Origin of the sequence: Pontivivens ytuae (assembly GCF_015679265.1) — a bacterium.
Taxonomy (GTDB): Bacteria; Pseudomonadota; Alphaproteobacteria; order Rhodobacterales; family Rhodobacteraceae; genus Pontivivens; species Pontivivens ytuae.
Genome location: NZ_CP064942.1, coordinates 3,075,378 through 3,100,630 on the forward strand (window position 1 = coordinate 3,075,378; position 25,253 = coordinate 3,100,630).

The 25,253-nt window shown below is 67.4% G+C and carries 34 protein-coding genes and 1 tRNA gene; 17 read left to right on the forward strand and 18 right to left on the reverse strand.

The features are described from left to right. Positions 1-9 precede the first annotated feature (9 nt). The 6 genes from I0K15_RS15130 (at position 10) to I0K15_RS15155 (ending at position 4,306) form a co-directional block, all read left to right on the forward strand. Positions 10-774 (forward strand): transporter substrate-binding domain-containing protein, encoded by a 765-nt coding sequence (locus tag I0K15_RS15130; protein WP_196102333.1) that lies wholly within the window; start codon positions 10-12, stop codon positions 772-774. A gap of 53 nt (positions 775-827) precedes the next feature. Next, on the forward strand, positions 828-1,517 hold the full coding sequence (locus I0K15_RS15135) for an ABC transporter permease (RefSeq protein WP_196102334.1): 690 nt from the start codon (positions 828-830) through the stop codon (positions 1,515-1,517). After that, complete coding sequence (locus tag I0K15_RS15140) at positions 1,507-2,193, forward strand: ABC transporter permease (RefSeq protein WP_196102335.1); 687 nt, start codon at positions 1,507-1,509, stop codon at positions 2,191-2,193. Before I0K15_RS15135 ends, I0K15_RS15140 begins: the two co-directional genes overlap by 11 nt. 121 nt (positions 2,194-2,314) lie before the next feature. After that, positions 2,315-2,464, forward strand: a complete 150-nt coding sequence (locus I0K15_RS15145) for an RSP_7527 family protein (RefSeq protein ID WP_196102336.1) — start codon at positions 2,315-2,317, stop codon at positions 2,462-2,464. A gap of 130 nt (positions 2,465-2,594) precedes the next feature. Further along, positions 2,595-3,779, forward strand: a complete 1,185-nt coding sequence (locus tag I0K15_RS15150; protein ID WP_196102337.1) for an RSP_2647 family RNA methyltransferase — start codon at positions 2,595-2,597, stop codon at positions 3,777-3,779. After that, complete coding sequence (locus I0K15_RS15155; RefSeq protein ID WP_196102338.1) at positions 3,779-4,306, forward strand: RSP_2648 family PIN domain-containing protein; 528 nt, start codon at positions 3,779-3,781, stop codon at positions 4,304-4,306. The genes I0K15_RS15150 and I0K15_RS15155 overlap by 1 nt, the downstream gene beginning before the upstream one ends. Here the strand turns inward: I0K15_RS15155 and I0K15_RS15160 are convergent. Continuing rightward, positions 4,299-4,994, reverse strand: a complete 696-nt coding sequence (locus I0K15_RS15160; protein WP_196102339.1) for a M48 family metalloprotease — start codon at positions 4,992-4,994, stop codon at positions 4,299-4,301. The genes I0K15_RS15155 and I0K15_RS15160 overlap by 8 nt on opposite strands. 192 nt (positions 4,995-5,186) lie before the next feature. Then, positions 5,187-5,723, reverse strand: coding sequence for a carboxymuconolactone decarboxylase family protein (locus I0K15_RS15165; RefSeq protein WP_196102340.1), 537 nt, complete (start codon positions 5,721-5,723; stop codon positions 5,187-5,189). A gap of 149 nt (positions 5,724-5,872) precedes the next feature. On the opposite strand from I0K15_RS15165, the gene I0K15_RS15170 reads away from it, so the two are divergent. After that, the gene (locus I0K15_RS15170; RefSeq protein WP_196102341.1) at positions 5,873-6,430 is read left to right on the forward strand and encodes a TetR/AcrR family transcriptional regulator; all 558 of its coding nucleotides are present in this window, start codon (positions 5,873-5,875) and stop codon (positions 6,428-6,430) included. A gap of 73 nt (positions 6,431-6,503) precedes the next feature. On the opposite strand, the gene I0K15_RS15175 is transcribed toward I0K15_RS15170, so the two are convergent. The 4 genes from I0K15_RS15175 to I0K15_RS15190 are packed head-to-tail and all read right to left on the reverse strand — an operon-like array spanning position 6,504 to position 9,221. Continuing rightward, complete coding sequence (locus I0K15_RS15175; protein ID WP_196102342.1) at positions 6,504-7,688, reverse strand: vWA domain-containing protein; 1,185 nt, start codon at positions 7,686-7,688, stop codon at positions 6,504-6,506. A gap of 6 nt (positions 7,689-7,694) precedes the next feature. Continuing rightward, positions 7,695-7,871 (reverse strand): apolipoprotein acyltransferase, encoded by a 177-nt coding sequence (locus tag I0K15_RS15180; RefSeq protein WP_196102343.1) that lies wholly within the window; start codon positions 7,869-7,871, stop codon positions 7,695-7,697. 10 nt (positions 7,872-7,881) lie between these two features. Further along, positions 7,882-8,328, reverse strand: a complete 447-nt coding sequence (locus tag I0K15_RS15185; protein ID WP_196102344.1) for a GNAT family N-acetyltransferase — start codon at positions 8,326-8,328, stop codon at positions 7,882-7,884. Beyond that, the gene (locus I0K15_RS15190) at positions 8,313-9,221 is read right to left on the reverse strand and encodes an AEC family transporter (protein ID WP_196102345.1); all 909 of its coding nucleotides are present in this window, start codon (positions 9,219-9,221) and stop codon (positions 8,313-8,315) included. Before I0K15_RS15190 ends, I0K15_RS15185 begins: the two co-directional genes overlap by 16 nt. A gap of 105 nt (positions 9,222-9,326) precedes the next feature. On the opposite strand from I0K15_RS15190, the gene I0K15_RS15195 reads away from it, so the two are divergent. After that, positions 9,327-9,947: an NUDIX hydrolase gene (locus I0K15_RS15195; protein WP_196102346.1), complete on the forward strand. Its 621-nt coding sequence runs from the start codon at positions 9,327-9,329 to the stop codon at positions 9,945-9,947. A gap of 16 nt (positions 9,948-9,963) precedes the next feature. On the opposite strand, the gene I0K15_RS15200 is transcribed toward I0K15_RS15195, so the two are convergent. The 5 genes from I0K15_RS15200 to I0K15_RS15220 form a co-directional block, all read right to left on the reverse strand. After that, positions 9,964-10,161 (reverse strand): CsbD family protein, encoded by a 198-nt coding sequence (locus I0K15_RS15200; protein ID WP_196102347.1) that lies wholly within the window; start codon positions 10,159-10,161, stop codon positions 9,964-9,966. A gap of 90 nt (positions 10,162-10,251) precedes the next feature. Then, positions 10,252-10,476, reverse strand: coding sequence for a hypothetical protein (locus I0K15_RS15205; protein WP_196102348.1), 225 nt, complete (start codon positions 10,474-10,476; stop codon positions 10,252-10,254). 40 nt (positions 10,477-10,516) lie between these two features. Then, positions 10,517-10,963 carry a hypothetical protein gene (locus tag I0K15_RS15210; RefSeq protein WP_196102349.1) on the reverse strand — a complete coding sequence of 149 codons (447 nt, stop codon included), beginning with the start codon at positions 10,961-10,963 and terminating at the stop codon, positions 10,517-10,519. Further along, positions 10,954-11,424, reverse strand: a complete 471-nt coding sequence (locus tag I0K15_RS15215) for a hypothetical protein (RefSeq protein WP_196102350.1) — start codon at positions 11,422-11,424, stop codon at positions 10,954-10,956. The genes I0K15_RS15210 and I0K15_RS15215 overlap by 10 nt, the downstream gene beginning before the upstream one ends. 119 nt (positions 11,425-11,543) lie before the next feature. Next, the gene (locus I0K15_RS15220; RefSeq protein ID WP_196102351.1) at positions 11,544-12,383 is read right to left on the reverse strand and encodes an AAA family ATPase; all 840 of its coding nucleotides are present in this window, start codon (positions 12,381-12,383) and stop codon (positions 11,544-11,546) included. A gap of 307 nt (positions 12,384-12,690) precedes the next feature. Here I0K15_RS15220 and dksA point away from each other — a divergent pair, with 307 nt between their 5' ends. Together dksA and I0K15_RS15230 are read left to right on the forward strand one after the other, a co-directional pair. Next, positions 12,691-13,116: an RNA polymerase-binding protein DksA gene (gene dksA, locus I0K15_RS15225; RefSeq protein WP_196102352.1), complete on the forward strand. Its 426-nt coding sequence runs from the start codon at positions 12,691-12,693 to the stop codon at positions 13,114-13,116. A gap of 73 nt (positions 13,117-13,189) precedes the next feature. Next, positions 13,190-14,341: an FAD-dependent oxidoreductase gene (locus I0K15_RS15230; protein WP_196102353.1), complete on the forward strand. Its 1,152-nt coding sequence runs from the start codon at positions 13,190-13,192 to the stop codon at positions 14,339-14,341. 97 nt (positions 14,342-14,438) lie between these two features. On the opposite strand, the gene xth is transcribed toward I0K15_RS15230, so the two are convergent. From xth to I0K15_RS15245, 3 genes are all read right to left on the reverse strand, one after another. Further along, positions 14,439-15,209, reverse strand: coding sequence for an exodeoxyribonuclease III (gene xth / locus I0K15_RS15235; RefSeq protein ID WP_196102354.1), 771 nt, complete (start codon positions 15,207-15,209; stop codon positions 14,439-14,441). 98 nt (positions 15,210-15,307) lie between these two features. Continuing rightward, complete coding sequence (locus tag I0K15_RS15240; protein WP_196102355.1) at positions 15,308-15,676, reverse strand: SpoIIAA family protein; 369 nt, start codon at positions 15,674-15,676, stop codon at positions 15,308-15,310. A gap of 7 nt (positions 15,677-15,683) precedes the next feature. Further along, on the reverse strand, positions 15,684-16,019 hold the full coding sequence (locus I0K15_RS15245) for a HesB/IscA family protein (protein ID WP_196102356.1): 336 nt from the start codon (positions 16,017-16,019) through the stop codon (positions 15,684-15,686). 75 nt (positions 16,020-16,094) lie between these two features. Here I0K15_RS15245 and I0K15_RS15250 point away from each other — a divergent pair, with 75 nt between their 5' ends. The 7 genes from I0K15_RS15250 (at position 16,095) to I0K15_RS15280 (ending at position 22,918) form a co-directional block, all read left to right on the forward strand. Further along, on the forward strand, positions 16,095-17,246 hold the full coding sequence (locus I0K15_RS15250) for a deoxyguanosinetriphosphate triphosphohydrolase (RefSeq protein WP_196102357.1): 1,152 nt from the start codon (positions 16,095-16,097) through the stop codon (positions 17,244-17,246). 336 nt (positions 17,247-17,582) lie between these two features. Beyond that, positions 17,583-19,316, forward strand: a complete 1,734-nt coding sequence (argS, locus tag I0K15_RS15255; RefSeq protein ID WP_196102358.1) for an arginine--tRNA ligase — start codon at positions 17,583-17,585, stop codon at positions 19,314-19,316. 96 nt (positions 19,317-19,412) lie between these two features. After that, complete coding sequence (locus I0K15_RS15260; RefSeq protein ID WP_196102359.1) at positions 19,413-20,207, forward strand: SPOR domain-containing protein; 795 nt, start codon at positions 19,413-19,415, stop codon at positions 20,205-20,207. 2 nt (positions 20,208-20,209) lie between these two features. Then, entirely contained in the window at positions 20,210-21,211 is a 1,002-nt protein-coding gene (locus I0K15_RS15265) for a glycoside hydrolase family 3 N-terminal domain-containing protein (RefSeq protein ID WP_338420745.1), read from the forward strand. Continuing rightward, complete coding sequence (locus tag I0K15_RS15270) at positions 21,204-21,977, forward strand: segregation and condensation protein A (RefSeq protein ID WP_196102361.1); 774 nt, start codon at positions 21,204-21,206, stop codon at positions 21,975-21,977. The genes I0K15_RS15265 and I0K15_RS15270 overlap by 8 nt, the downstream gene beginning before the upstream one ends. After that, positions 21,974-22,633: an SMC-Scp complex subunit ScpB gene (gene scpB, locus I0K15_RS15275; protein ID WP_196102362.1), complete on the forward strand. Its 660-nt coding sequence runs from the start codon at positions 21,974-21,976 to the stop codon at positions 22,631-22,633. Before I0K15_RS15270 ends, scpB begins: the two co-directional genes overlap by 4 nt. A gap of 24 nt (positions 22,634-22,657) precedes the next feature. Beyond that, positions 22,658-22,918: a hypothetical protein gene (locus tag I0K15_RS15280; protein ID WP_196102363.1), complete on the forward strand. Its 261-nt coding sequence runs from the start codon at positions 22,658-22,660 to the stop codon at positions 22,916-22,918. A 181-nt stretch (positions 22,919-23,099) separates the two neighbouring features. Here I0K15_RS15280 and I0K15_RS15285 read toward each other — a convergent pair whose 3' ends face one another. The 4 genes from I0K15_RS15285 to ihfA all read right to left on the reverse strand — a co-directional run bounded on the left by I0K15_RS15285 (position 23,100) and on the right by ihfA (position 25,234). After that, a complete protein-coding gene (locus I0K15_RS15285; RefSeq protein ID WP_196102364.1) occupies positions 23,100-24,182 on the reverse strand; it encodes a 2'-deoxycytidine 5'-triphosphate deaminase in 1,083 nt (360 codons plus the stop codon). Positions 24,183-24,240: 58 nt separating this feature from the next. Next, a tRNA-Pro gene (locus I0K15_RS15290) sits at positions 24,241-24,317 on the reverse strand. Positions 24,318-24,370: 53 nt separating this feature from the next. Beyond that, entirely contained in the window at positions 24,371-24,913 is a 543-nt protein-coding gene (locus I0K15_RS15295) for a MerR family transcriptional regulator (RefSeq protein ID WP_196102365.1), read from the reverse strand. Positions 24,914-24,931: 18 nt separating this feature from the next. Next, positions 24,932-25,234 (reverse strand): integration host factor subunit alpha, encoded by a 303-nt coding sequence (gene ihfA / locus I0K15_RS15300; protein WP_196102366.1) that lies wholly within the window; start codon positions 25,232-25,234, stop codon positions 24,932-24,934. Positions 25,235-25,253 lie beyond the last annotated feature (19 nt).

Below are 25,253 nucleotides of genomic sequence, written 5' to 3' on the forward strand. Positions count from 1 at the left end.
AGCACAATCATGAAAAAGATCATCGTCGCGGCCCTCGCCGCTTCGACCGTCGCCGGCGCAGGCTTCGCCCAAGGTCTCGACATCTGTGTCGAGGGCGCCTACCCGCCGTTCTCCTTCACGACGGAAGACGGCGCGGTCGAAGGCTTCGACATCGACATTGCGAATGCGCTCTGCAACGAGATGGGCGTCGAGTGCGAGATGGTGAAAACCGACTGGGACGGCATCATCCCCGCCCTGCTCGAGGACAAGTGCGACGCGATCATCGCCTCCATGTCGATCACCGAAGAGCGCAAGCAGGTCATTGACTTCTCCGAGAAGTACTACCAGACCCCGGCCGTCTTCATCGCCGAGGAAGGCCGTTTCGCCGATGACAGCGCCGAGACGCTGGCCGATGCGGTCGTGGGCGTGCAGCGCGGCACGATCCACCAGGACTTCATGGAAGGTGAGTACCCGGACGTGGAGCTGCGCCTCTACGCCGCGCAGGACGACGCCTATCTCGACCTGACCGCGGGCCGGATCGACGCAATCATGGCCGACAGCATCGCGATGGACGAGGGCTTCCTGAAGACCGAGGCGGGCGAAGGCTACGCCATGATCGGTGAGGGCTACTCGATCCCGCAATATCACGGGGACGGGGCCGGCATCGGCGTCCGGCAGGAGGACACCGAGCTGCGCGACAACTTCACCGCCGCGATCGCCGCGATCCGCGCCTCCGGCCAGTACGACGAGATCGCGTCCGAGTATTTCGACTTCAACATCTACGGCGGCTCCTGAGCCGCGCGTGAGCTGAAAAGGGGGCCGGCGGCACCAACCGCCGGCCTTTTCATATGGACCAGGTCATCGCGTATCTCCCGCTGCTGATGCAGGGCTTCGGTGTCACCGTGGCCCTCGCGGTGCTGTCCTTCCTGCTCTCCACCGTGCTGGGCGGGCTGGGGGCGGCGGGACGGCTGTCGCGGTTCGCGCCCGCGCGCTGGCTCGTCACCGGCTACACCACGCTGGTGCGCGGTGTGCCCGACCTCGTCCTGATCCTGCTGTTCTTCTACGGCGTGCAGCGGCTCATGAACCTCTTCACCCGCGCCATGGAGTGGGAGCGGATCGACATCGACCCTTTCCTATCCGGCACGATCACCATCGGCTTCATCTACGGCGCATACCTGGTGGAGACCTTCCGCGGTGCCGTGCTCGCCGTCGACAAGGGGCAGGGGGAGGCAGGCACGGCGCTGGGCCTCAATCGCCTGCAGACCCTGCGCCTCGTCACCCTGCCGCAGATCATCCGGCAGGCGCTGCCGGGCACGATGAACGTCTGGATGGTGCTCACGAAATCCACCGCCGTCGTCTCGATCATCGGGCTGTCGGACCTCGTGGGCATCGCCAACGACGCGGGCCGTTCGACGCGGGAGCCGTTCTGGTTCCTGCTCTTTGCCTTCTTCGCCTACCTCTTCATCACCTGGGTGAGCGAGCTGATCTTCTCCCGGCTCGAACGCCGCTACGATCGGGGCTTCGCCGATGCGCGTTGATCTGGTCCTCGAAAGCTGGGCGCTGTTTGCCGAGGGCGTCTGGGTCACGGCGCACCTTACCGCGCTGTCGCTGGCGATCGGCTTTTGCATCGCACTGCCTTTCGGCATCCTGCGAGCGCGCCAGACACCCGTCGCGAACCAACTCATCAAGGGCTATGTCTACGCCTTCCGCGGAACGCCGCTCTTGGTCCAGCTTTACCTGATCTACAACGGCCTGCCGCAGTTCGACATCATCCGCGACAGCTGGGCCTGGGGCATTCTGCGGGAGCCATGGTGGTGCGCGCTTATTGCCTTCTCCCTCAACTCCGGCGCCTATGCGACCGAGATCATCCGTGGCGCCGTCGTGCGCACGCCGAAGGGACAGATCGAGGCGGCGAAGGCGCTGGGCCTGCGCACCTGGCAGGTCTATGGCCTCGTCGTCATCCCCTCGGCCTTGCGCCGGGCGATCCCGCAATATGGCAACGAGGTGATCTTCATGATGCACGGCTCCGCCATCGCGGCCGTGATCACCATCACCGACATCCTCGGCGCCGGGCGAACGCTGAACGCGCGCTATTACCTCTCCTATGAGGGGTTCCTCACCGCCGCAGTGCTCTACGCCGCGCTGACCGGGCTGATCGTGCTGATCTTCCGCGGGCTGGAGATGCGGTTCCTCAAGCACCTCCGCGCCCGCTAGCCATGCGGTGAGTGCATGGCGTGATTGCGCCGTTGTGCGCTGCAAGATCAGCGCTCCTTACCTATTCTTATCGGGACAGCGGGGTCGTGGGGACCTCGCCTTCCGAGACGAGAGTGTGATCATGAACGACCTGTCCTACATCTCCGACGCCGAACTCCTGGCGATCCGCGAGCGCGCCCACCAGCTGCGCGCCCAGGCGGTCCGCGACGGCCTGCGCGCCGCACGCGAGTGGGTCCGCGGCCTCTTCGCAGGCTCCGCGCGCCACGCCTGATCCGGCCGAGGATCGAAGACGAGGGGTCGCCTGCGGGCGGCCCTTTTGCTTTGCTGAGCTGAGGGCCGGGCGTGACAGGCTGAGACGCCACTCCCTTCCGTTCCCCGCCCCCATAGGCTACGCCCCGCCTATGACACGCCCCACCGTCCGCCTCCGCCCGAACCGCGCGCCCAAGCTGCGCTTCGGCTTTCCGTGGGTCTACGCCGACGAACTGGTGCTCGACCGACGCACCAAGGCGCTCGCCCCCGGTACCATCGCAACGCTGGAGGATGCGGAGCGTCGGCCCGTTGCGACCGTCGCCGTCAACCCGATCAGCAAGATCCCGGCCCGCGTGCTCGACCGCGATCCGGAGGCGGAGATCGGGCTCGACTGGCTGCGTGACCGCCTCGCCAGCGCGCTCGCCCTGCGCGAGACTCTGTTCGACGCTCCCTTCTACCGCCTGATCCATGCCGAGGCCGACGGCCTGCCGGGCGTCATCATCGACCGCTTTGGTGACGCGGCCGCCATCCAGCCCAACGCTGCCTGGGCCGAAGCGCTGTTCGACGATCTCGCCACTGCGCTGGCTGAGGTCACCGGCGTCACCACCATCGTCAAGAACGGCACCGGCCGGGCCCGCACCCTCGAAGGGTTGGAGGAGGTGACGGAGGTCGTGCGCGGCACGCTCGACGGTCCCATCCCCGTGCCGATGAACGGGGCCACCTACATGGCGGATCTCACCGGCGGGCAGAAGACGGGGCTCTTCTACGACCAGCGCCCGAACCATGCCTTCGCCGCGCGGCTCGCGCCGGGGCGGCGGGTGCTCGACGTCTTCTCCCATGTCGGCGGCTTCGCGCTGGCGGCTCTTGCGGCCGGGGCCGAACACGCGCTCTCCGTCGACGGGTCGGCGCCTGCGCTGGCCCTGGCCGAGGAGGGCGCGCGCGCGGCCCATGTCGGGGACCGCTTCACCACCCATCGCGGCGATGCGTTCGACACGATGGCCGGGCTCGCCTCCGAAGGGCCGCGCTTCGACCTTGTCATCTGTGACCCCCCAGCCTTCGCCCCCAACAAGGGCGCGCTGGAGAAGGGCCTGCGCGCCTATGAGCGGGTGGCGCGGATGGGTGCGGCGCTGGTTGCTCCGGGCGGCTATCTTGTCCTCTGCTCGTGCTCCCACGCTGCCGATCTGGCGCGGTTTCGCGAGGTGTCCTTGCGCGGCGTCTCGAAGGCCGGACGCCCGGCGCAGCTGATCCACACCGGGTTTGCCGGTCCCGACCATCCAACGCACCCGATGCTGGCCGAGAGCGCCTACCTGAAGGCCATTTTCCTGAGATTGGGTTAATGCGCGTCCTCATCGACGCCTGCTTGCTCTATCCAACCGTGCTGCGGGAGCTTTTGTTGCGGGTCGCGGCGCGGGGTGATTTCACACCACTCTGGTCGGAGCGGATCCTGGAGGAGTGGGCCCGCGCGGCCCGCCGGGCGGGGCCGGAGGTCGAGGCACAGGCCCGTGTCGAGATCGCGCTGGCCCGCGACCGCTTCCCGCAGGCGCTCGTCGTGGCGCCCCTGCGCGATGATCTCCACCTGCCCGATCCGGATGATGTCCACGTGCTCTCGGCGGCGTTGGAGGGACGGGCCGAGGTGCTTTTGACCCGCAACCTCAAGGACTTCCCGACGCGAACGCTGTCCCCGCTCGGGGTGTATCCGCGCGCGCCCGATCCGGTCCTGATGGAGCTTCACGCGGCGCGCTCGCTGGCCGATGAGGTCGAGGCTGTCCGGGCGACGGCAGAGCGTCTGTCGGGCGAGTCGCAGCCGCTGCGCCCGCTTCTGAAACGGGCCGGCCTGCCGCGACTGGCGAAGGCGCTCAGTTGAGGGCGGGGCGCTGCGTCCAACCGCGCGCCAGCGTCTCGATCGCGGCGATCCGCTCCTCGGCCTTGGGATGGCTCATCAGCCAGGCGGGCGTGCCGTTCGCGCCACCTGCGAGACGGTCGAGCTTACGGAAGAGGCTCCGCTGCGGTCCGATCCCGAGCTCGATTTTCGTAAGCAAAGCAGCGGCATAGGCATCCGCCTCGTACTCGTCCTGGCGGCTGAGGCGGGCGGCGAGGGCCTGGGTGACGAGATTGGCGATCCAGATACCGACGAACGGGATGAGACGGCCAAGCACCATCACAAGTACCATGCGGATCGCGTTCTGGCCGGAGAAATCGAGGAGCCTCCGACGGGAGTGGCCGAGCGCTACATGACCAAGTTCATGGGCGATGACGGAGGCGATCTCCTCGGCCTGAACCTCGCCTAGCTTGTACTTGTCGATGAAGCCGCGGGTGATGAATATCCGGCCGTCAGGTGCCGCCAAGCCGTTGATAACAGGGCTGTCCTGGACATGCACCGTCAGCTTCGGCAGGTCGAGCGCCCGCGCCATCCGATCCACGTACTGTCCGATGACGGGGTCGCGGAGGGGCCGGGAGGTGGCGTCAAGCTGGCGCGCGAGGTTCCAGGCGGAGAAGCGCCACATGACGAGGCCGGCGATGACGGCGATGAGGATGGGGCCTAGCGTGATCATGATCTTGGAGATGGGGAGCGGGGGGGCGCGAGGCAATCGTTAACGCCGAAATGCCGCGTATGACATGCGTATGATTTCCGTATGACATCCGTGCACCGGGTTTGTGCACCGGGGCAAAGGTTAACGGGTTTTCTTCGAGCCCCCCTCCCTGGCCCTCCCACCGAAGCGGGGGGAGGGGAGTGCATAGCGTTGTTAAGCGGTGCGGACGACGGGGAAGTCGATCTCGGTGTCGGCGACGTGGTTGAGGTAGTTGGTGAAGATGTTGGCCACCACGTTGCCCACGACCTCCACGATGTCGCCGTCGGTCAAGCCGGCGGCGCGGGCGGCGGCGAGGTCGGCATCGCTCACCCGGCCCTGCGCCTCGGTCACGGCTGTGGCGAAGGTCAGGACCGCGTCGAGGCGTGGGTCTTCCGAGTGCCCGCTCAGCCGGTTGGTGATCTCGGCTTGCGGGACCTTCAGGCTGGCCGAGATCGCGCTGTGCGCCGACGCACAGTAGTCACAGGTGTTCACCCCGGCGACCGTGAGCGCGATGGCCTCGCGCGTCTTCGCATCGAACGACCCTTTGCCGAGCCCCTCGCCGAGGCCCAACAGGGCGGCTAGCACGGCGGGCTGGTTGCCGGTGACGCGGTAGAGGTTGGGGACCATGCCGACCTTCCCCTTGATCGCGGTGAAGAGGGCGGCGGCGTCTGCGTTCGCTTCGGCGTCGGTGACGGTGTTCAGGCGTGCCATGGTGGCTCTCCTTTCCGGGGCGCGGCGGCCCCCTGATGTCCTGTCGGCGTTGTGTCGGTGCCGATGACATGCCATATGGGTTACGGACCGATCAGTTAAATATCAAGTTACGGACCGATCGGTAACGTTCGCGAGAGGAGGGCGAAACCATGGCCCGGCCAAGGACATTCGAGCCCGATGCGGCGCGCGACGCGCTGATGGCGCTCTATTGGGAGAAGGGCTTCGAAGGCGCGTCGATGCAGGATGTCGAGGCGGCGACAGGGCTGAAGAAGCAGAGCCTCTATCGCCTCTTCGGCGACAAGCGCGGCATGTATCTGGCCGCCCTTGCCCGCTACGAGGAGACGGAGATCGCCGCCGGGGAGACGCTGCTCGTCGAAGGCTCGGCGCAGGAGCGGTTTGCGCGGCTTTTCGCCGAGGCGGTGGACCGCGCGATCGAGGGCGACCGGCGCGGCTGTTTCCTGTGCAATGCAAGCCTCGACCAGGCGCAGCTCGATGCGGAGACGCGGGCCATGGTCTCGCGCATGGTGGACCGGCTGCGGCGGATCTTCGCCGCGGCGCTGGTGGAGGCCTGCCCCGATCCGGCGAAACGCGCGGTGAAGGCCGCACAGCTTGTCACGTTCTATTTCGGGCTGCGGGTGATGGTGCGCGCCGATGCGCCGGAGGCTGTGCTGCGCGCAGTGGTGGCCGAGACGGTGCGGGGGATTTGAGGGGTGCCGCTTTTTAGCGCCCCCCTCCCTAGCCCTCCCCCCCGTGGGGGGAGGGGATCTGTTGCGCTTCGGGTTAGCGCACCAGTTCGCGCATGCCCCGGTCTAGCCCCTCCAAGGTCATCGGGACCATCCGGTCCTCGAAGATCTCGCGGATCATGCGGATGGAGTGGGTGTAGTTCCAGTGCTCCTCCGGGATCGGGTTGATCCAGAGGTTGGCTTTCCACTGCTCGCGCGCGCGCCCAAGCCAGACCTGCCCGGCCTCCGCGTTCCAGTGTTCGTTCGCACCGCCGGGATAGGCGATCTCGTAGGGTGACATGCTGGCGTCGCCGACGAAGATGCAGCGGTAGTCCGGGCCATAGGTGCGCAGGATCTCCAGCGTCGGGATCTGCTCGGTCCAGCGGCGGCGGTTGTCCTTCCACACGCCCTCGTAGAGGCAATTATGGAAGTAGAAATGCTCGAAATGCTTGAACTCGGTCTTGGCGGCGGAGAAGAGCTCCTCGACCACACGGATATGCGGGTCCATCGAGCCGCCCACGTCGAGGAAGAGCAGGACCTTCACGGCGTTGCGCCGTTCGGGCCGAGTCTGGACGTCGATATAGCCGTGCTCGGCCGTGGCGCGGATCGTGCCGGGCAAGTCGAGCTCGTCGGCGGCCCCGTCGCGGGCCCAGCGGCGCAGGCGCTTCAGGGCGACCTTGATGTTGCGGGTGCCGAGCTCGCGCGTGTCGTCAAAGTCCTTGAACTCGCGCTTGTCCCAGACCTTGACCGCGCGCTGGTGGCGGCTCTCCTTCTGGCCGATCCGCACGCCCTCGGGGTTGTAGCCGTAGGCGCCGAAGGGGGAGGTGCCGGCGGTGCCGATCCACTTGTTGCCGCCCTGGTGGCGCTTTTCCTGTTCGGCGAGGCGTTCGCGCAGCGTTTCCATCAGCTTCTCGAAGCCGCCGAGCGCGTCGATCTCGGCCATTTCCTCGGGCGTGAGGTGTTTTTCGGCCATCTTGCGCAGCCACTCTTTGGGCAGGTCCATCGCCTCCAGCATCTCGGCGGTGCTGATCGCCTCCATCCCCTGGAAGGTGTGGGCGAAGACCTGGTCGAAGCGGTCGATGTTGCGCTCGTCCTTCACCAATGCTGCGCGGGCGAGGTAGTAGAAGCCCTCGACATCGTACATGACCACGCCGTCCTCCATCGCCTCGAGCAGCGTGAGATACTCACGCAGGGAGACGGGCAGCTTGGCCGTCCGGAGGTTGTCGAAGAAGCGCAGGAACATCGCGTATCAGATAAACCAGTTGGTGATGAAATCGTAGAGCATCAGCACCACGACGACCGCGATCACGAAGGCGAGGCCGTGCCCGATGGCCCAGGTGGCGAGATCACCGGGCTTGCCGCCGCGCTTCTTGGCGCGCCAGCCACCGATCAGGGCGCCGGCAAGGGCGATGGCGACGAGGTACATGGGCTCTCCTTCAGCGTTCGTACTTGATGAAACCGGTATTGCGGGCGATCCGGTCGTAGAGCTGGCGGGCGGTGGCGTTGCCCTCCTGCGTCGTCCAGTAGACGGCGGGCGCGCCTGCGGCGTCGGCGGCGGCGTAGACCGCCTCGATCAGGGCGCGGCCGGCGCCGGTGCCGCGGGCCTCGGGGGCGACGTAGAGGTCCTGCAGGTAGCACACATCCTCGATCCGCCAGCCGTGGCGGTGGAAAAGGTAGTGCACGAGGCCGACGGGCCGGTCGCCGTCGAGCGCGATCAGGCCGTGATAGTCGTGGGGATCGTCGCCGAGCAGCCGTTGCCAGTAGGTAGCGTAGACCTCCTCCGGCCGCTCTGTTTCGTAGAACGCGAGGTAGGCCCGCCAGAGGTCGCGCCAGGCGGGCTCGTCGGCGGGGGCGAGGGGGCGGATGGTCAGGCGGTCAGCCATGCGAGGGTCACCAGCGTGAGGACGGACGAGATCAGGATCGCCTTGGCGATGGTGTCGGTCCTTACACCGTATTGGAGGGCAATGACAAAGGGCATGGCCCCGCACGGGCCCGCGGCGACCAGCAGCGCGATGTCAGCCTTGTCCGCGTCGACCTCGACCAGCAGCAGGAGCGCGGCGAGCAGGATCGGGTGGGCGAGCACCTTGACCCCGACCACCGACGCCGTGAGCCCGTCCAGGCGGCGTAGCCCCGCGCCCGCCATGATGATCCCGAGGGCGAAGAGGGAGGCCGGCGGGGCTGCCCGGCCCACGAACTCCGCGAAGGTGAAGAGGCCCTGGGGCGCCAGCGGCTCGGTCGCGTAGACCGCGAGGCCGCCGAGGATGGCGAGGAAGGTGGGGTTGCGCAGCATTACGCCCGCGATCTTCGCCGGGTGGCTGGTGCCGGTGCCGATCAGATCGACGAGCAGCATGGTCCCGCAGAAGAGGAGAGCGACGTCGACCACGATGATGCCCGCGATGGCGAAGGCCGCGTCCTCGCCGTAGAGCAGCTCGGCGATCGGCAGGATGTAGAAGACGTGGTTGACGAAAGCGCAGGTCATGCCGATCAGCAGCGCTTCGCGCAGCTCCCGCCCGAACGCGCGATGGGCGATCAGCGTGCCGGCGGCGTAAACCGCGATCTCGGAGGCGAGGTAGAGGCCGAGGACGCGGTAGTCGAACTCCGCAAACGGTGCCCGTGCGACGATGAAGAAGACGAGCGCAGGTTGGGCGATGAAGAAGACGAAGCGGTTGAGGCCACGGGCGAAATCGGCGTCGAACCAGTCGCGCCAGCCCGCGAGCACGCCGAAGCCGAGGATCGCGAAGATCGGCAGGATCGGGTCGGCGAGGGTCTGGAGCATGAACGGGTCCGCGATTGGGCGGGACCGTTATGGCAGGCGGCTTTCCGCTTGCCCACGAAAAACCGTCTTGGTTGAAGGCTATGGCGGGATGGGGGAGGGCCGGGCATGGAAACGGAATGGCTGAACTGGTCGCGGCGGCTCGCGGCGCTGGCGCAGACGGGGCTGAGCTTCACCCGCGATCCCTTCGACCGGGAGCGGTACGAGGAGATGGCGGGGATCGCGGCGCACATGCTCGCGCGGCTCGCCGATCTGCCGGTGGAGCAGGTGGCCGGGCTGATGGCGCCCGAGCCGGGATATGCGACGCCCAAGGTCGATGTGCGTGGCGCGATCGTGGTCGAGGACCGGATCCTGCTGGTGCAGGAAAAGTCGGACGGGCGCTGGAGCCTGCCCGGCGGCTATGCCGATGTCGGGCTCTCGGCCTCCGAAAACGTGGTGAAGGAGATTCGGGAAGAGGCGGGGCTGGAGGTGCGCGTCGACCGGCTCTATGCCGTGCGGCACAAGGCCAAGGGACCCTACGATCCGGACCTGCGGGATTTCTACAAGCTGTTCTTCCTGTGCGAACCCGTAGCGGGCGCGGATGTGCGGGCCGGGTTCGAGGTGGCCGATGCGCGGTTCTTTCCGCCCGGCGACCTACCGCCCTTGTCTACCGCGCGGGTGGCGGTGCGGGACATCGAGGCGGCCTTTGCCAGCCGGGAGGGGGGGCCGGCTGGCGTGCTGTTCGACTAGGGAGCGTGGAGCGGGCTCAGTGCTTGGCCATCCACTGGTCGACTTCCTGACGGGTCTCTTCCTTGGTCTTGCCGTAACGCTCCTGGATCTTGCCTTCGAGCTTCTCACGGTTGCCCGCGGCCTCGTCCAGTTCGTCGTCGGTCAGCTTGCCCCAGCGCGACTGGACCTCGCCCTTCATCTGCTTCCAATTACCTTCGATCTGGTCCCAGTTCATGTCACTTGTCCTCAATACGTTGCTGAAAAAAGGATCCCGCGGGATCCGATGAGGAAACGTGGAGGCCGGGGGCAGGGTTCCGGTGCGGGTCTACTGGATGCCCATCTCGAGGAGCTGGAGTTCGAGCTCCATCCGTCGCAATTCCATCTCGTAAAGGCGGATGCAGTCGATGCGTTCGGGCTTGCGGCCCAAGGGGATGACGACGCGGGCATAGGCCGTCGCGCTGTTGCGCTGCGGCTCGAAGATGCTGTCGACGCGGCTCTCCTCCTCGGTCTGGGCGATGCCGATGTCGAGATAGGGGCCGGAGCTGTTCACCGACTGCGAGCAGCGGGCGCCGAGCGCGCTTTGAAAGCTGTCACTGCCCCCCGGTCCGCTGGGCTGACTGGGGAGAAAGAGCCCGTCTGTGTCGCTCCGAGCCGAACCGGTATCCAGTATAAGTGCCGCAAACGCGGACAAGCACGTCACCCACATTCGATGGGTCGAACGCGCAGAGCCGGACAGTTCTTTCATCACTGGCCTCGTCGATGTCAAAGGTGAGAACGACCCGCTGCGAACGGCCGGGCGGGACGGTAAGGAGGCTGCGCGAGATGGCGGCGCGGCCGGCGGGGGTCTGCAGGTCGGGCTCGAGCAGCGTCAGTTCGTACTGCACGGCATAGTCGAACGGATTGAGCACGTTGATGTAGAACGCCTTCGCCCCGCCGGGCGTGGCCCCCTCGGCCCGCATGGGTTGCAGGCCGAGCGCCGCGGCGGCCCCGGCCTGCAGGATCCCAGCCAGCAGGAGGGCGAGGGCGATTATTCGCATGTGACCACGGTCCGCAGTTCGTAGTCGCCGGCCGGGAAGCCGTTGGCATTCGTCACCTGCGCGTTGAAGACCAGCGAGGAGCTTGCCACCACGCCGACGCCGAAGGAGGTGGCTGAGGAAGTGTAGGCCTGGTTGACGGAGGAGAGGCCGGAGACGCCGGTATAGCTGATCGCCACCACTTCACCGGAGGGATCGTAGCTGCCGGGCGCCTGCTGCAATGCGGGCGCGCTGATGCTGATGGTGTTGGACCCGGTGGAGGTGACGGAGAGGGTGGCCGCGACGCCGCCGCTCTCCGACCCCAGCGTGGTGCCGTCGCCGCTGACGCCGAGCGTACCCGGGGTCGAGACCGAGATCAGGCAGGTATTTAGGAGGGTCGAGTTGAAATCGACATTCTCCGCCTGCGCGGCGCCCGCCATCAGGACGCCGGCAGCGAAAAGGCCAAGGGACAGGGACTTTTTCATATCTTGTTTACTCCACGAACTGCACCACCCATGTGATGTGCGGAATAAACAGCGGACCCCTTACCAGGTTCTTGATCCGTAAAACCCTGTATTTTCGATTTTTTCTAAAGCGCGAGCCTTCAGCTTTGCCGGCGCGCCATGAAGGCGAGGCGTTCGAAGAGGTGAACGTCCTGCTCGTTTTTCAGGAGCGCGCCGTGGAGCTTGGGCAGCGCGTCCTTGCCCTCACGCTTCAGATCCTCGGGATCCAGGTCCTCGACGAGGAGCAGCTTCAGCCAGTCGAGCGCCTCGGAGGTCGAGGGCTTCTTCTTCAGACCCGGCGTCTCGCGGATCTCGTAGAACTGGGTCAGCGCCTCGCGCACGAGGCGTTGCTTGATGCCAGGGAAGTGGACCTCGACGATGGCGGCCATGACCTCCGGATCGGGGAAGCGGATGTAGTGGAAGAAGCAGCGGCGCAGGAAGGCGTCGGGCAGCTCCTTCTCGTTGTTGGAGGTGATGATGACGATGGGGCGGTGCTTCGCCCGGATCGTCTCCCCGGTCTCGTAGACGTGGAACTCCATCCGGTCGAGCTCCTGCAGGAGGTCGTTGGGGAACTCGATATCGGCCTTGTCGATCTCGTCGATCAGAAGGACCACGCGCTCGCCCGCCTCGAAGGCCTGCCAGAGCATCCCCTTGCGGATGTAGTTGGCGACATCGTGGACCCGCTCCTCACCGAGCTGACTGTCGCGCAGACGCGACACGGCGTCATATTCGTAGAGGCCCTGCTGCGCCTTGGTCGTCGATTTCACCGTCCATTCGAGGATCGGAACGCCGAGCGCGCCGGCCACCTGCCGCGCGAGCTCCGTCTTGCCGGTGCCGGGCTCGCCCTTGACGAGGAGTGGGCGTTCGAGCGCGATGGCGGCGTTCACGGCGACGGTCAGGTCGCCCGTGGCGACGTAATCCTTTGTTCCCTCGAACTTCACCGGGCTCTCCCTCCTCAGATCCTGTCGCCCGGCTGCATGACACGGAAGGGCGTCTCAGTGCAATTGCGCGGGAGTGAGTCGCGGCGCGACGCCGCGTCCGGCGGGCCCCGGCACTCTCACGCCGATGTGACGCGAGGGCCCCTTCAACGCGCATTAACCATTATTAATGCGGGCGTTCCATGCGACCACTTCTAGCGTGACATCGGCAGGTTTTCGCTTTATGCCCTGCCACCAGAGGGATGGGGCGAGTGGGATTTGCCCTGCAGGGCATTGTTCTTACTCGACGTGGAAACGTAGGGTGATCACGATGAAAGCGGAACTGGTTCTAGACTCGGACTACAAGCCTGCCGAGGACGAGCCCTTCATGAACGACCGTCAGCTCGAGTACTTCCGCCGCAAGCTGCTCGAGTGGAAAGCGCAACTCCTCTCCGACTCAAAGGATACGGTGGTCGGCATGCAGGAAGGGACGCGCAACATTCCCGATGTCGCCGATCGGGCCAGCGAGGAAACGGACCGGGCCCTGGAGCTTCGGACCCGCGACCGCCAGCGCAAGCTGGTCGCCAAGATCGACTCGGCCCTGCGCCGGATCGAGGACGGCACCTATGGCTATTGCGACGTCACGGGCGAGCCGATCAGCCTCAAGCGGCTGGACGCCCGCCCGATCGCGACGATGAGCCTCGAGGCGCAGGAGCGTCACGAGCGCAAGGAACGGGTCTACCGCGACGACCGCTGAGCGCGGACGCAGTGGCGGATTTTGCAGGGGCGGCTCCGAGGGACGGGGCCGCCCCTTTTCGATGGAGGGCATGATGGGCGAGGTGCGGCGCGCGGCGGTGATCGGCGCCGGGATCGGCGGGCTGACGGCGGCGCTGGCGCTGGCGCGGCGCGGCTGCGAGGTGGTCCTGTTCGAGCGGGCGCCGGAGCTGGGCGAGGTGGGGGCGGGCCTGCAACTCGGCCCCAACGGGATGAAGGTGATGGCCGCCCTCGGCATCGCGGATGCGGTGCGGGCGGCGGGTGTGGTGCCCGAAATGGTGGAGCTGCGCGATCACGACGCAGGCCGTCCGCTGATGCGCCTGCCGATGGGCGCGGCGGCCGACGCCCGTTGGGGCGCACCGATGGTCAACCTGCACCGCGCGGACCTTGTCGAGGTGCTGGCCGCGGCGGTGAAGGAGGCGGGCGTGGAACTGCGCCTGGGCCGCGAGATCACCGCGGGCGGCACCGTGCAGGGCGAGGTCGAGGGCAAGGCCTTCGACATTGTGGTCGGCGCAGACGGGATCCGCTCGACGCTGCGGGCCGAGATCGGGCAGGGTTCCCTGCCGCGCTACACCGGCCATGTCGCTTGGCGCGCGCTGGTCACCCGCGATCCGGCGGAGCCTGCGGTGACGGCGCTCACGCTCGGGCCCGACCGGCACCTCGTGACCTACGCGCTGCGTGGCGGCACCCTCGCCAACGTGGTGGCGGTGGCCCGGCGCGCGGACTGGCGCGGCGAGGGCTGGTTCGAGGAGGACGATCCGGACACCCTGCGCGCCACCTTCGCCGGGTGGAACGACGCGGCGGAGGCGTTGCTTGCGCGGGTGGAGCAGACCTGGCTTTGGGGCCTTTTCGATCATGCACCGCTGCCGCGCTGGCATCTCGGGCGGCTCGTGCTGCTCGGCGACGCCTGCCACCCGATGCTGCCCTTCCTCGCGCAGGGCGCGACGCAGGCCGTTGAGGATGCCTGGGTGCTGGCCGACGCGGTCGGTGCCGAGGGCCTGAACGGGCTCGAGACCTACGCCGCGCGCCGCATCGACCGAGCGACACGGGTGCAGCGGGCGGCAGTGGCGCAAGGGCGGCTCGACCATCTCGGCGGTCTCGTGCGTCCGGTCGTGCAGCTCGGCATGCGCACGGTCGGTGCCGTGACCCCAGGCTTTGCGGCGCGGCGCTTCGACTGGCTCTACGGCCACGACGTCACCGCGGGGTAAGTGGCGTGCGCCTCCAGCGGGGATATTTGGACAAACTGGAAGGGGCTTTCTTCTTTGTCCAAATACGCAAATCCGGCGCTGGCCGCGGGTGCAGGGTCTAGAGTTCGAGTGTCACCTTGATGGGAACGTGGTCCGACGGCTTCTCGCGGTCGCGGACATGGGCGTCGATCTCGCAGGCGGCGAGGCGGTCGGCGAGTTGCGGGCTGAGCAGGACATGGTCGATGCGGATGCCGTCGTTCTTCTGCCGCGCGCCGGCCTGGTAGTCCCAGAAGGTGTAGGTCTCCGGCGCATGCGTGGTGGCGCGCAGGGCGTCTGTGAGGCCCAGGTGGACGATGTTGCGCCATGCCTCGCGGCTGTCGAGGCGGAAGAGCGCGTCGTCGCGCCAGGCGTCGGGGCGGGCCGCATCCTCGGCCTGGGGGATGATGTTGTAGTCGCCCGCCATCAGGAAGGGCTGTTCGGAGGCGAGCAGCTCCTCGGCGCGGGCCTGGAGGCGCTTCATCCAGGCGAGCTTGTAGTCGTGCTTTGGTCCCGGCGCCGGGTTGCCGTTGGGCAGGTAGAGGCCGCAGATGCGGATGCCTTCGATGGTGGCCTCGATATAGCGGGCCTGTTCGTCGCTGTCGTCGCCGGGCAGGCCCTTCGTCACATCCTCCATCGGGCGTTTGGAGAGGATGGCGACGCCGTTGAAGCCCTTCTGCCCGTGGGTCTCCACGTTGTAGCCGAGATCCTCGATCTCCTGCCGGGGGAAGCCCTCGTCGACCGACTTGATCTCCTGCAGGCAGGCGATGTCGGGCTCGGCCTCCTTCAGCCAGTCGAGGAGAGCGGGCAGGCGCGCCTTGATGCCGTTGATGTTGAAGCTCGCGACGATCATGGGGGCCCTCCTGCGGTTCCCCCTCCCTTAGCGGGCGGCGGCGCGGGGGCCAAGCGGCGGGTGCCTCCGGCGGGGATATTTCGGGAAGAGAGAGCGGGTCAGCTTTCGGCGAGCCAGGCGCGGGCGGCGGCCTCGTCCTCGGGCACGTAGGTGCGGATTTCGAGGCCGGGGATCAGTGCACTCTCGATCTCGGCCACGCGGCGCAGCCAGTCCTGGTTGGATACGAGCGCGGCGCGGTCGACCTTCGCGAGGATCGAGAAGGCGCGGCCGAGCTGGCCAAACTCCACCGCGAGCGCGCCTGCCGTCGGCAGCTCCCAATCGTTGTAGAGCAGGAGGAGGCGGGCGCTTTCGACCGGTTCCAGCGCGCCCCAGAGCGCGTTGAGCCCGTCGCGCATCGAATCCGCATCGATCCGGCCTGTGACCGTCAGTTCGACGACCCCTCCCTCGACCGGTGCGATCTCGAACATCGTCTGCTCACATGGAGAAGGAGGTGCCGCAGCCGCAGGACGACGTGGCGTTGGGGTTCTCGATGACGAAGCGCGCGCCGATCAACTCCTCAGTGAAGTCGATCACCGCGTTGGCGAGGAAGGGGAGCGAGACCTCGTCGATCAGCACCTTCTGACCGTCCTTTTCGAGCACTAGGTCGTCGGCGGCCGGCGTATCCTCCAGCTTGATGTCGTACTGGAAGCCGGAGCAGCCGCCTCCCTCCACGGCCACGCGCAGGGCCTTGGGCTCACCGGTTTCGGCGTTAATCTCCGCGAGGCGCGCGAAGGCGCGGTCGCTGACTTTGGGCGGCAGGGCGAGGTCCATCGGTTGCGTCCTCAACGGCATCGTGCTTTCACCCCGAAATAGGCCGTGCGCGGCCACGCCGCAAGGGAGGGAGCCATGCACGCCGCCTATGCCACCGTGCCCGAGGAGAGCCGCGGGCGGCTCCATGCCGAGGCCGGGAGCGCGCATCGGACCTGCTTCCAGCGCGACCGCGACCGCATCATCCATTGCTCGGCCTTCCGCCGGCTGAAGCATAAGACGCAGGTCTTCGTGGAGCATGAGGGCGACTATTTCCGCACGCGGCTGACCCATTCGCTGGAGGTCGCACAGGTGGCGCGGACGATGTCGCGCACCTTGGGGCTGAACGAGGACCTGGCCGAGGCGGTGGCGCTGGCTCACGACCTTGGCCACACGCCGTTCGGGCATACGGGCGAGGATGCGCTGGCCGAGGTCATGGCGCCTTATGGCGGCTTCGACCACAACGCGCAGGCGTTGAAGATCGTGACGGATCTGGAGCGCCATTATGCGGAGTGGGACGGGCTCAACCTGACCTGGGAGGCGCTGGAGGGGATCGCGAAGCACAATGGGCCCGTGGTCGGCGAGCTGCCGTTTGCGTTGGCCGATTACGATGCGCGGCACGATCTGGAGCTGGAGACCCATTCGGGTGCCGAGGCGCAGGTCGCCGCGATCTCCGACGACATCGCCTACAACAACCACGATCTGCATGACGGGCTGCGGGCGGGGCTGTTCACGGTGGAGGATATCTGCGACCTGCCGATCGTCGGGCGGTGCTTTGCCGAGGTGGACCGGCGCTGGCCGGGGCTTGATCCCGAGCGGCGGCGGCACGAGGCGCTGCGCCGCGTCTTCGGCGTGATGGTGGAGGATGTGCTCTCCGAAAGCGCCCGGTTACTGCGGGAGGCCGCGCCAGGCAGTGCTGCGGAGGTGCGGGCGCTGGGCCATCCCGTGGTGCGCTTTTCCGACGCGCTCTGGGCCGATCTGAAGGTGATCCGGGCGTTCCTGTTCACGCGCATGTACCGCCACTGGTCGGTGCGCCGGATGCGAAGGAAGGCGACGGGGGTGGTCCGCGAACTCTTCGAGGATTTCATGGACGACCCCGGCATGCTGCCCGATGACTGGCGCGACGCGGCCTGCGACGCCCGCTCCGAAACGATCCGCGCGCGGGTGGCGGCGGATTACATTGCGGGCATGACCGACCGCTTCGCATTGGAGGAGCACCGCAAGCTGCGGGGGCCGATGGGACGGGGGTGACAGCACTCACCGTCCCGGCCGAAGCGCCGGGACCTTTTGGATTTGGAGAAGCGCCGCAGCAAAAGGACCCGGATCAGGTCCGAGGCGTTGGCGAGCTGAACGGCTGCTTCGCCCGGCTGATAGGCCGGGCCGCGCCCGACCTCCACACGGAGGGCGCGTTGGTGATGTCGGAAGCAGACGGCGCGGCATGGATGCTTGAGAGCGCGGACCTTTCAGTCCCGTTCCGAAAGCGCCCTCCAGGTCGGGCGCGGCCCTCGGCTCTGCCGAACCAAGCGCACACCAATCCGTTGACCTCCGCACGACCGGTGCTAAACCGCGCGGGCGAAGGAGAGACCCATGAACCTGTTTGCCGAGATCAAGACGCTGGTGCTCAAGAGCCTCGAGGCCATGGCGGCCGAGGGGGCGCTGCCCGAGGGTCTCGACCTGCGAAACGTGGCGGTGGAGCCGCCGCGCGATCCGGCGCATAGGGATATGGCCACGAACGCGGCGATGGTGCTCGCCAAACCGGCGAAGATGAAGCCGCGCGATATCGCGGAGACGCTGGCCGGCAAGCTCGCCGCCGATGACCGGATCGCGAGCGCCGAGGTCGCGGGGCCGGGCTTTCTGAACCTGCGGCTTGCCCAAGGTCAGTGGCAGCGGGTGATCCCGAGCGTGCTGGAGGCGGGCGCGGATTACGGGCGCTCGTCCATGGGCGCGGGGCAGAAGGTCAACGTGGAGTATGTCTCCGCCAACCCCACCGGGCCGCTCCATGTCGGGCACACGCGGGGCGCGGTGTTCGGCGATGCGCTGGCGAGCCTGCTCGACTTCGCGGGCTACGCCGTCACGCGGGAATACTACATCAACGATGGCGGGGCGCAGGTCGACGTGCTCGCGCGGTCGGCTTATGAGCGCTATCGCGAGGCGCACGGGCTGGAGCCGGAGATCGCTGAGGGGCTCTATCCCGGCGACTACCTGATCCCGATCGGCGAGGCGCTGAAGGAGGCGCATGGCGACAGCCTTCTCGGCCACAACAACGAGGAATGGTTGCCCGTCGTGCGCGAGTTCGCGACGGCCGAGATGCTCAAGATGATCCGCGAGGACCTCGAGGCGCTGGGCGTCGAGATGGACGAGTGGTTCTCCGAAAAGTCGCTCTACGGCACGGGCCGGATCGAGGGGGCGCTGCGGTCGCTCGACGACAAGGGCCTGATCTATCAGGGCGTGCTGGAGCCGCCCAAGGGCAAGCTGCCCGAGGACTGGGAGCCGCGCGAGCAGACCCTGTTCCGCTCGACGGAGCATGGTGACGACGTGGACCGGCCGGTGAAGAAGTCTGACGGGGCGTGGACCTATTTCGCACCGGACATCGCCTATCACTACGACAAGATCGAGCGGGGCTTCCACCAGCTCATCGACGTGTTCGGCGCGGATCATGGCGGCTACGTCAAGCGGATGAAGGCAGCCGTCAGCGCGCTGTCGGACGGGGAGGTGCCGCTCGACATCAAGCTCACGCAGCTCGTGAAGCTCTACAAGAACGGCGAGCCCTTCAAGATGTCCAAGCGGGCGGGGACGTTCGTGACGCTGCGCGACGTGGTGGACGAGGTCGGCAAGGACGTCACCCGCTTCATCATGCTGACGCGGAAGAACGACGCGCCGCTGGATTTCGACTTCGACAAGGCGCTGGAGCAGTCGAAGGACAACCCGGTCTTCTACGTGCAGTACGCCCATGCGCGGATTTCCAGCGTGCTGGGCAAGGCCGAAATCCCGGCGGATGACGCCGCGCTGGCCGAGGCGGATCTGTCGGATCTGACCCACGAGGCGGAGCTGGCGCTGATCGGCAAGATCGCCGAGTGGCCGCGCCTGTTGGAGACCGCGGCGCGGACGCATGAGCCGCACCGGGTGGCCTTCTACCTCTACGATCTCGCCTCCGAATTCCACGCGCTGTGGAACCGCGGGAACGACGAGCCGGGCCTGCGTTTCCTGCAAGACGACGCCGATGCGACAAGGGCACGGCTGGCGCTGATCCGGGCCTGTCAGCTTGTGATCGCGGCGGGACTTGGTATCCTCGGCATCACCCCGATGAACGAGATGCGCTAAAGCGTGCAACACCGGAGGGGCCGCGCAAGACGGCCCCCTATTTCGGGGTTGGAGCAGGGCCGGACACCAGATAAGGTGTCGGCAGAGGACAGGTATATGCGCGATCAGGCGGACTTCGCGACGGAATCGAACGGGCTGTGGGGTCGCATCGGGCGGGCCGCAGGCGCGGTCATGTCGGTCGCGCTGCTCGTGATCCTGGGACTGTGGCTCTGGCGCATGAGCACGCAGGACGTGACCCAGGTTCCCATCATCATGGCACAGGCAGGCCCCGCGCGGGTGCAGCCGGAGGATCCCGGCGGCACGGTCGCGCCGCACCAGGGGCTGGAGGTCAACGAGGTGATCGCAGGCAACGTGCGCGAGGTCGGTCCCGAGGATGTGACCCTCGCTCCCGACCCCATGGATCCGGAGATCATGACCGCGGCCCTGCCGCAGGACGTGATCGAGGTGCCGGCACCCGATGAGGAGGAGCCGGAGGTCGCCGAGGGCGAGGAGCCCGTCGATCCCGCCGCGGGCCGTGCGCTGCCCAACGCGCCGGTGGTCAGCATCGTGCCGCGCGGGCGGCCGAGTGGGCTGGAGCCGGGCCGCCGCCCTGCGCCTGAGCCCGAACAGCCCGTCGCGATCGAGGCGGACGCCATCGACGATGGCGCGCACATGATCCAGCTCGGCGCCTTCGACAGCGAGCAGGTGGCCCTGCTGCAATGGGCCGGGATCCTTGATGCGCAGCCCGACCTGCTGACGGGCAAGCTGCGCTACATCGAACAGACGACATCCGGCGGGCGGACGCTCTATCGCCTGCGCGCCGTTGGCTTCGACAGCGAGACCGAGACGCGGGCGGCCTGTGCCGCACTCGTCGCACGCGGGCTCCAGTGCATACCGGTGCAGAAACGATGACGATGGCGGCGATCTTCGGGCTCGAGGGCAAGATGCCGTCTGAGCAGGAACGGGCCTTCTTCAAGGAGGCGGACCCGTGGGGCTTCATCGTCTTTGACCGCAACCTCGGGGAGCCGGATGAGATCCGCGCGCTGACCTCCGAGCTGCGGGCGCTCATGGGCCGCGACGTGCCGATCCTGATCGATCAGGAGGGCGGCCGGGTCCAGCGCCTGCGCAGCCCGCATTTCCGCGAATGGATGCCGCCGCTCGACTTCATGCAGCATCTGCCGGAGGGCATGCGCGTCGAGGCGATGCGCAAGCGCTACCGCTACATCGCGCATGAGCTCTACGAGGTCGGGATCGACGTGAACTGCGCCCCGATGCTCGACCTCGCCCGGGACGACACCCACGTCTTCCTGCGCAACCGCTGCTACGGCACCGATCCGAAAGGCGTGGCGGAGATCGGGAAGGCGGTGTCTGAAGGTCTGCTCGCCGGTGGTGTGCTACCGGTGGCCAAGCACATCCCCGGGCACGGCCGCGGCCTCGTGGACAGTCACCACGAGCTGCCGGTGGTCGAGGCGGGGCTGACGGACCTGATGAACACCGATTTCGCGCCCTTCACCGGGCTGATCGAGACCGGGATGGCGATGACCGCGCATGTCGTCTACGACGCCTTCGACCGCGACAACTGCGCGACGATGAGCGCGGATGTCATCACCCATATCCGCGACCGGCTGGGCTTCGTCGGCCTCTTGATGACCGACGATCTGTCGATGAAGGCGCTGACGGGCTCGTTCGCCGAGCGGACCGAGCGGGCGATCGCCGCGGGCTGCGACATGATCCTGCACTGCAACGGCGACATGGCGGAGATGGAGGGCGTGGCGAGTGCCGCGCCCGCCCTGGCCGGTCCGGCGCTCAACCGCGCGCAGGGAGCGCTGGCCCAGCGGCAGGCCCCGGATGAGGTGGATATCGCGGAGCTGGGCGCGGAGCTCGACGAGCTGGAGCGGGAGGCAGGGCATGCCTGACGACTTCCTGATCCGCGATCGTGAGCAGCGGCTGGCCGCCGAGGCGCTGGTGATCGACGTAGACGGCTTCGAGGGGCCGTTGGACCTGTTGCTGACGCTCAGCCGCACCCAGAAGGTGGACCTGCGCAAGATTTCCATGGTGCAGCTTGCGGACCAGTACCTCGCCTTCGTCGAGGCGGCGAAGCGGCTGCGGATCGAGCTGGCGGCGGACTACTTGGTGATGGCCGCCTGGCTCGCCTTCCTGAAGTCGCGCCTGCTCCTGCCCCCCGATCCGGAGGAGGAGGGGCCGAGCGGGGAGGAACTGGCCGCCCACCTCGCCTTCCAGCTCGAACGGCTCGAGGCGATGCGGCGGGTGGCGGCGAAGCTAATGGGGCGCGACCAGTTGGGCCGCGACTTCCTCGCGCGCGGTCAGCCCGAGGACATCACGATGAAGCGGCGGGTGGAGTATGACGCCTCGCTCGTGGACCTCATGCGGGCCTATGCGCGGATCAAGACGCGCGACGACTTCCAGCCGTTGCATTACAACCGCGGTGCGATCTACACGATGGAGCAGGCGCTGGAGCGGATGAAGGGCCTGATCGGCGCGGTCATGGAATGGTCCGAGCTTGAGGATTACCTGCCCGAGGCCTGGCGGCTCGACCCGAAGAAGCGCCGCTCCGCCACCGCGGCGACCTTCGCCGCCTCGCTGGAGCTGGTAAAGGCGGGGCAGCTCGAATTGCGGCAGGGCGAGACCTTTGGCCGGATCGAGATCAAGAGGCGCGCATGAGCGAGGACGACCTCTCCGAACCCGGCGCGCTGGAAACGCTGTTCGAGGCGCCGCCGCTGGCCGAGCAGGAGCGGATGGTGGAGGCGGTGCTGTTCGCCTCGTCAAAGCCGCTGAGCACGCGGGCGCTCGCGGCGCGGCTGCCCCATGGCTGCGACGTCGCGCAGGCGCTGGTGAGCTTGCAGAAGCGCTATTCGGGCCGCGGCGTGCACCTGCTGCGCTCCGGCGACGAGTGGGCGTTTCGGACGGCGGCGGACCTGAGCTTCCTTATGCAGAAGGAGACGGTCGAGGTCCGCAAGCTGTCGCGTGCCGCGATCGAGACGCTGGCCATCGTCGCCTATCACCAGCCAGTGACGCGGGCGGAGATCGAGGAGATCCGGGGTGTTTCAGTTTCCAAGGGGACGATCGACCTGCTGATGGAGCTCGACTGGATCAAGCTGGGACGGCGGCGGCAGACGCCCGGTCGGCCGGTGACGTTTACCACGACTCAGGGCTTCCTGGCGCATTTCGGCCTTGAAACCGCCCGCGACCTGCCCGACCTGAAGGAGCTGAGGGCCGCGGGCCTCCTCGACAACCGACCGCTGCCGGGCGCTGAGCCCGAGGCGGAGGTGGACGAGGACGGCGCACCGGTCGAGGATCAGGACGATATGTTCGAGTGAGCGCGCTCGGGTGAGGGATTGGGAATGAACGTCAACCAGATCATGAACATGGTGATGCGCCAGCTCATGCGGCGCGGCATGAACTCCGCCTTCCGCAAGGCGGACGAAATGATGTCGAAGCGCGGGCAGGCCCCGGCGGCCCCGCATGATCCGCTGGACGACCGCGAGGCGGCGCTGCGCCAGCGCGAGGAAGCGCTGGCCCGCCGCGACCGTGAGGAAGAGCTGGCGCGTCGCGAGGAAGAGATAGCCCGGCGCGAGGCGGAACTGCGCGAGCGGGACGGCTGAGGTCTGGCTGACCGGTCCCGGCTCTGCGGCCGGGACGGTTGAACGTCTTGCCACCGCCCCGGACCCGATCCGGGGCCTTTCGCATTAAGTGCAGACGTTGCATCGGAGCCGTCATCCTCGGGCTCGACCCGAGGATCTCCCCGATCAAAGAGATGGCCGGGTCGAGCCCGACCATGACGGCTCACCCCATCCGGAAGTGCTTCGAAAGCTTCAGGCCCTGGCCCTGGTAGTTGGAGCCCATGTCGGCGCCGTAGAGCTTCGCGGGGCGCTCGGCCATTTTCTCGTAGACCAGCCGTCCCACGATCTGGCCGTGTTCGAGGGCGAAGGGCGCTTCGTGGCAGCGGACCTCCAGCACGCCGCGGGAGCCGGAGCCGCCGGCGCCCGCATGGCCGAAGCCGGGGTCGAAGAAGCCTGCGTAGTGCACACGGAACTCGCCCACCATGGCGAGGTAGGGCGCCATCTCGGCCGCGTGGTCGGGTGGCACGTGCACCGCCTCGCGGCTGACCAGGATGTAGAACGCGCCGGGGTCGAGGATGATGCGGCCGTCGCTGGCATGCACCTCCTCCCAGAACTCCGGCACCTCGTAATGACCGATCTTGTCGAGGTCGATCAGTGCGGTGTGGGGCTTGGCCCGATAGCCGACGATGGAGCCCTCCGCGGGCCGCAGATCGACGGAGAAGCCGAGACCGGCGTCGATATGGGCAGGCACGTCGACCAGCGTCGTCTCCGCATGCAGGGCCGCGAGAGCCGCGTCGTCGAGTTCAGCCTTGCCCTGTCGGAAGCGGATCTGGTTGAGGCGCAGGCCGGGCCGTACGAGGACGGAGAAGGAGCGCGGGCTGATCTCGGCCCAGAGCGGGCCCTCGTAGCCGGCATCGATCCGGTCGAACTCCTCGCCGCGGTCGCAGATCAGGCGGGTGAAGAGGTCGAGGCGGCCTGTGGAGCTCTTCGCATTCGCCACTGCGTCGATGGACGGGGGCAGGGCGAGGCTTTCCATCAGCGGTACGAGGTAGACGCAGCCCTTCTCCAGCACCGCGCCGCCGTCGAGGCTGATTTCGTGCATGGAAAACGTGGGCAGCCGGTCCTCGACCGTGCCGTCGCCCGGCAGAAAGGAGGCGCGCACGCGGTAGGCGACGCGGCCCAGCCGCAGGTCGAGGCTCGCGGGCTGGATCTGCTCCTCCGGGATCGGCTCGGTGGCGCGGATCGCGCCGCGCTCGATCATGCCCGCGATGGCTTGGGAGGGGAGGACGCCGACCGGTTCGCTCATGGAGCTCTCCGCATATGAAAAGCGCCATGGCTGGGGGCCATGGCGCTGAAATTCCTGATGGTCGGGCTAGCGAGATTCGAACTCACGACCTTCCGTCCCCCAGACGGACGCGCTACCAGACTGCGCTATAGCCCGACCGTGCGCAGGGTTCTGCCCGAAAGCGCGGGGCGCTTCAAGAGCCGTTTCGTTCATTCGCCGAGGTCCGGTCCGGGATGGGCGACCATGCGCGCGCGCAGGTCCTCGAGCCGGGTGAGGACGGAGCGCATCTTCGCCGCACGCTCGGGATCCTGGGGGCCGGAGGGCTCGGGCGTGTGCTTCATCGCCGGTTCGCTCATGCTCGTGTCCTCTTCCTCGGTCGCCAGCCCTTCGGCCGGCACGTCGTTCCACAGATCGTCGGTCTCGCCGACCTCGGGCTCCGCCGCATCGGCGCGCCCTCCGAAATCGTCCACCACCACGCTCTCGGGCGAGAATCGGTGGGAGAGCGTCTTCACGCCCTGTTCACGGAGCATCTTCTGCACGCCGCGGATCGTCAGCCCCTCGGTATAGAGGAGCTCCTTGATCGCGATCAGGAGCTGCACGTCCTCGGGCCGGTAATAGCGCCGCCCGCCGCCCCGCTTGATGGGGCGGACCTGCGTGAACTTGCCCTCCCAGAAGCGGAGGACATGGGCGGGCACCTGGACGATGGACGAAACTTCCGAGATCGTGCGGAATGCCTGTGGCGACTTCTCCATACGGGGACGTCGCGCGGATTACCGTTTGTTCCCGGCGTCCACGCGCTCCTTCATCAGGTGCGACGGGCGGAAGGTGAGCACGCGGCGCGGCTCGATCGGCACTTCCTCCCCCGTCTTGGGGTTGCGGCCGACACGGGCTGATTTGTCACGCACGGAGAAGGTTCCGAAGGACGAGATCTTCACCTGCTCGCCGCGCACAAGCGCATCGGACATGTGCTTCAGCACGTCCTCGACAAGCTGGGCGCTCTCATTCCGGCTGAGCCCGACCTCGCGGTATACGGCCTCACTGAGGTCCATCCGCGTCAAAGTGTTCTCACCCATCGAGTCACCCTATACCGCT

What these genes read in the sequence shown, in the direction of transcription:
- xth (WP_196102354.1), bottom strand. Translation starts at nt 15,209, where the DNA reads ATGATCGTCGCGAGCTTCAACATCAACGGCATCAAGGCGCGCCTGCCC.
- I0K15_RS15280 (WP_196102363.1), top strand. Translation starts at nt 22,658, where the DNA reads ATGAACGTCAACCAGATCATGAACATGGTGATGCGCCAGCTCATGCGG.
- I0K15_RS15135 (WP_196102334.1), top strand. Translation starts at nt 828, where the DNA reads ATGGACCAGGTCATCGCGTATCTCCCGCTGCTGATGCAGGGCTTCGGT.
- I0K15_RS15200 (WP_196102347.1), bottom strand. Translation starts at nt 10,161, where the DNA reads ATGAACTGGGACCAGATCGAAGGTAATTGGAAGCAGATGAAGGGCGAG.
- I0K15_RS15190 (WP_196102345.1), bottom strand. Translation starts at nt 9,221, where the DNA reads ATGCTCCAGACCCTCGCCGACCCGATCCTGCCGATCTTCGCGATCCTC.
- I0K15_RS15165 (WP_196102340.1), bottom strand. Translation starts at nt 5,723, where the DNA reads ATGGCACGCCTGAACACCGTCACCGACGCCGAAGCGAACGCAGACGCC.
- argS (WP_196102358.1), top strand. Translation starts at nt 17,583, where the DNA reads ATGAACCTGTTTGCCGAGATCAAGACGCTGGTGCTCAAGAGCCTCGAG.
- I0K15_RS15270 (WP_196102361.1), top strand. Translation starts at nt 21,204, where the DNA reads ATGCCTGACGACTTCCTGATCCGCGATCGTGAGCAGCGGCTGGCCGCC.
- I0K15_RS15260 (WP_196102359.1), top strand. Translation starts at nt 19,413, where the DNA reads ATGCGCGATCAGGCGGACTTCGCGACGGAATCGAACGGGCTGTGGGGT.
- I0K15_RS15150 (WP_196102337.1), top strand. Translation starts at nt 2,595, where the DNA reads ATGACACGCCCCACCGTCCGCCTCCGCCCGAACCGCGCGCCCAAGCTG.
- I0K15_RS15210 (WP_196102349.1), bottom strand. Translation starts at nt 10,963, where the DNA reads ATGCGAATAATCGCCCTCGCCCTCCTGCTGGCTGGGATCCTGCAGGCC.
- scpB (WP_196102362.1), top strand. Translation starts at nt 21,974, where the DNA reads ATGAGCGAGGACGACCTCTCCGAACCCGGCGCGCTGGAAACGCTGTTC.
- I0K15_RS15145 (WP_196102336.1), top strand. Translation starts at nt 2,315, where the DNA reads ATGAACGACCTGTCCTACATCTCCGACGCCGAACTCCTGGCGATCCGC.
- ihfA (WP_196102366.1), bottom strand. Translation starts at nt 25,234, where the DNA reads ATGGGTGAGAACACTTTGACGCGGATGGACCTCAGTGAGGCCGTATAC.
- I0K15_RS15250 (WP_196102357.1), top strand. Translation starts at nt 16,095, where the DNA reads ATGCACGCCGCCTATGCCACCGTGCCCGAGGAGAGCCGCGGGCGGCTC.
- I0K15_RS15265 (WP_338420745.1), top strand. Translation starts at nt 20,210, where the DNA reads ATGGCGGCGATCTTCGGGCTCGAGGGCAAGATGCCGTCTGAGCAGGAA.
- I0K15_RS15130 (WP_196102333.1), top strand. Translation starts at nt 10, where the DNA reads ATGAAAAAGATCATCGTCGCGGCCCTCGCCGCTTCGACCGTCGCCGGC.
- I0K15_RS15295 (WP_196102365.1), bottom strand. Translation starts at nt 24,913, where the DNA reads ATGGAGAAGTCGCCACAGGCATTCCGCACGATCTCGGAAGTTTCGTCC.
- I0K15_RS15185 (WP_196102344.1), bottom strand. Translation starts at nt 8,328, where the DNA reads ATGGCTGACCGCCTGACCATCCGCCCCCTCGCCCCCGCCGACGAGCCC.
- I0K15_RS15140 (WP_196102335.1), top strand. Translation starts at nt 1,507, where the DNA reads ATGCGCGTTGATCTGGTCCTCGAAAGCTGGGCGCTGTTTGCCGAGGGC.
- I0K15_RS15285 (WP_196102364.1), bottom strand. Translation starts at nt 24,182, where the DNA reads ATGAGCGAACCGGTCGGCGTCCTCCCCTCCCAAGCCATCGCGGGCATG.
- I0K15_RS15175 (WP_196102342.1), bottom strand. Translation starts at nt 7,688, where the DNA reads ATGTTCCTGCGCTTCTTCGACAACCTCCGGACGGCCAAGCTGCCCGTC.
- dksA (WP_196102352.1), top strand. Translation starts at nt 12,691, where the DNA reads ATGAAAGCGGAACTGGTTCTAGACTCGGACTACAAGCCTGCCGAGGAC.
- I0K15_RS15195 (WP_196102346.1), top strand. Translation starts at nt 9,327, where the DNA reads ATGGAAACGGAATGGCTGAACTGGTCGCGGCGGCTCGCGGCGCTGGCG.
- I0K15_RS15155 (WP_196102338.1), top strand. Translation starts at nt 3,779, where the DNA reads ATGCGCGTCCTCATCGACGCCTGCTTGCTCTATCCAACCGTGCTGCGG.
- I0K15_RS15180 (WP_196102343.1), bottom strand. Translation starts at nt 7,871, where the DNA reads ATGTACCTCGTCGCCATCGCCCTTGCCGGCGCCCTGATCGGTGGCTGG.
- I0K15_RS15160 (WP_196102339.1), bottom strand. Translation starts at nt 4,994, where the DNA reads ATGATCACGCTAGGCCCCATCCTCATCGCCGTCATCGCCGGCCTCGTC.
- I0K15_RS15215 (WP_196102350.1), bottom strand. Translation starts at nt 11,424, where the DNA reads ATGAAAAAGTCCCTGTCCCTTGGCCTTTTCGCTGCCGGCGTCCTGATG.
- I0K15_RS15170 (WP_196102341.1), top strand. Translation starts at nt 5,873, where the DNA reads ATGGCCCGGCCAAGGACATTCGAGCCCGATGCGGCGCGCGACGCGCTG.
- I0K15_RS15245 (WP_196102356.1), bottom strand. Translation starts at nt 16,019, where the DNA reads ATGGACCTCGCCCTGCCGCCCAAAGTCAGCGACCGCGCCTTCGCGCGC.
- I0K15_RS15240 (WP_196102355.1), bottom strand. Translation starts at nt 15,676, where the DNA reads ATGTTCGAGATCGCACCGGTCGAGGGAGGGGTCGTCGAACTGACGGTC.
- I0K15_RS15230 (WP_196102353.1), top strand. Translation starts at nt 13,190, where the DNA reads ATGGGCGAGGTGCGGCGCGCGGCGGTGATCGGCGCCGGGATCGGCGGG.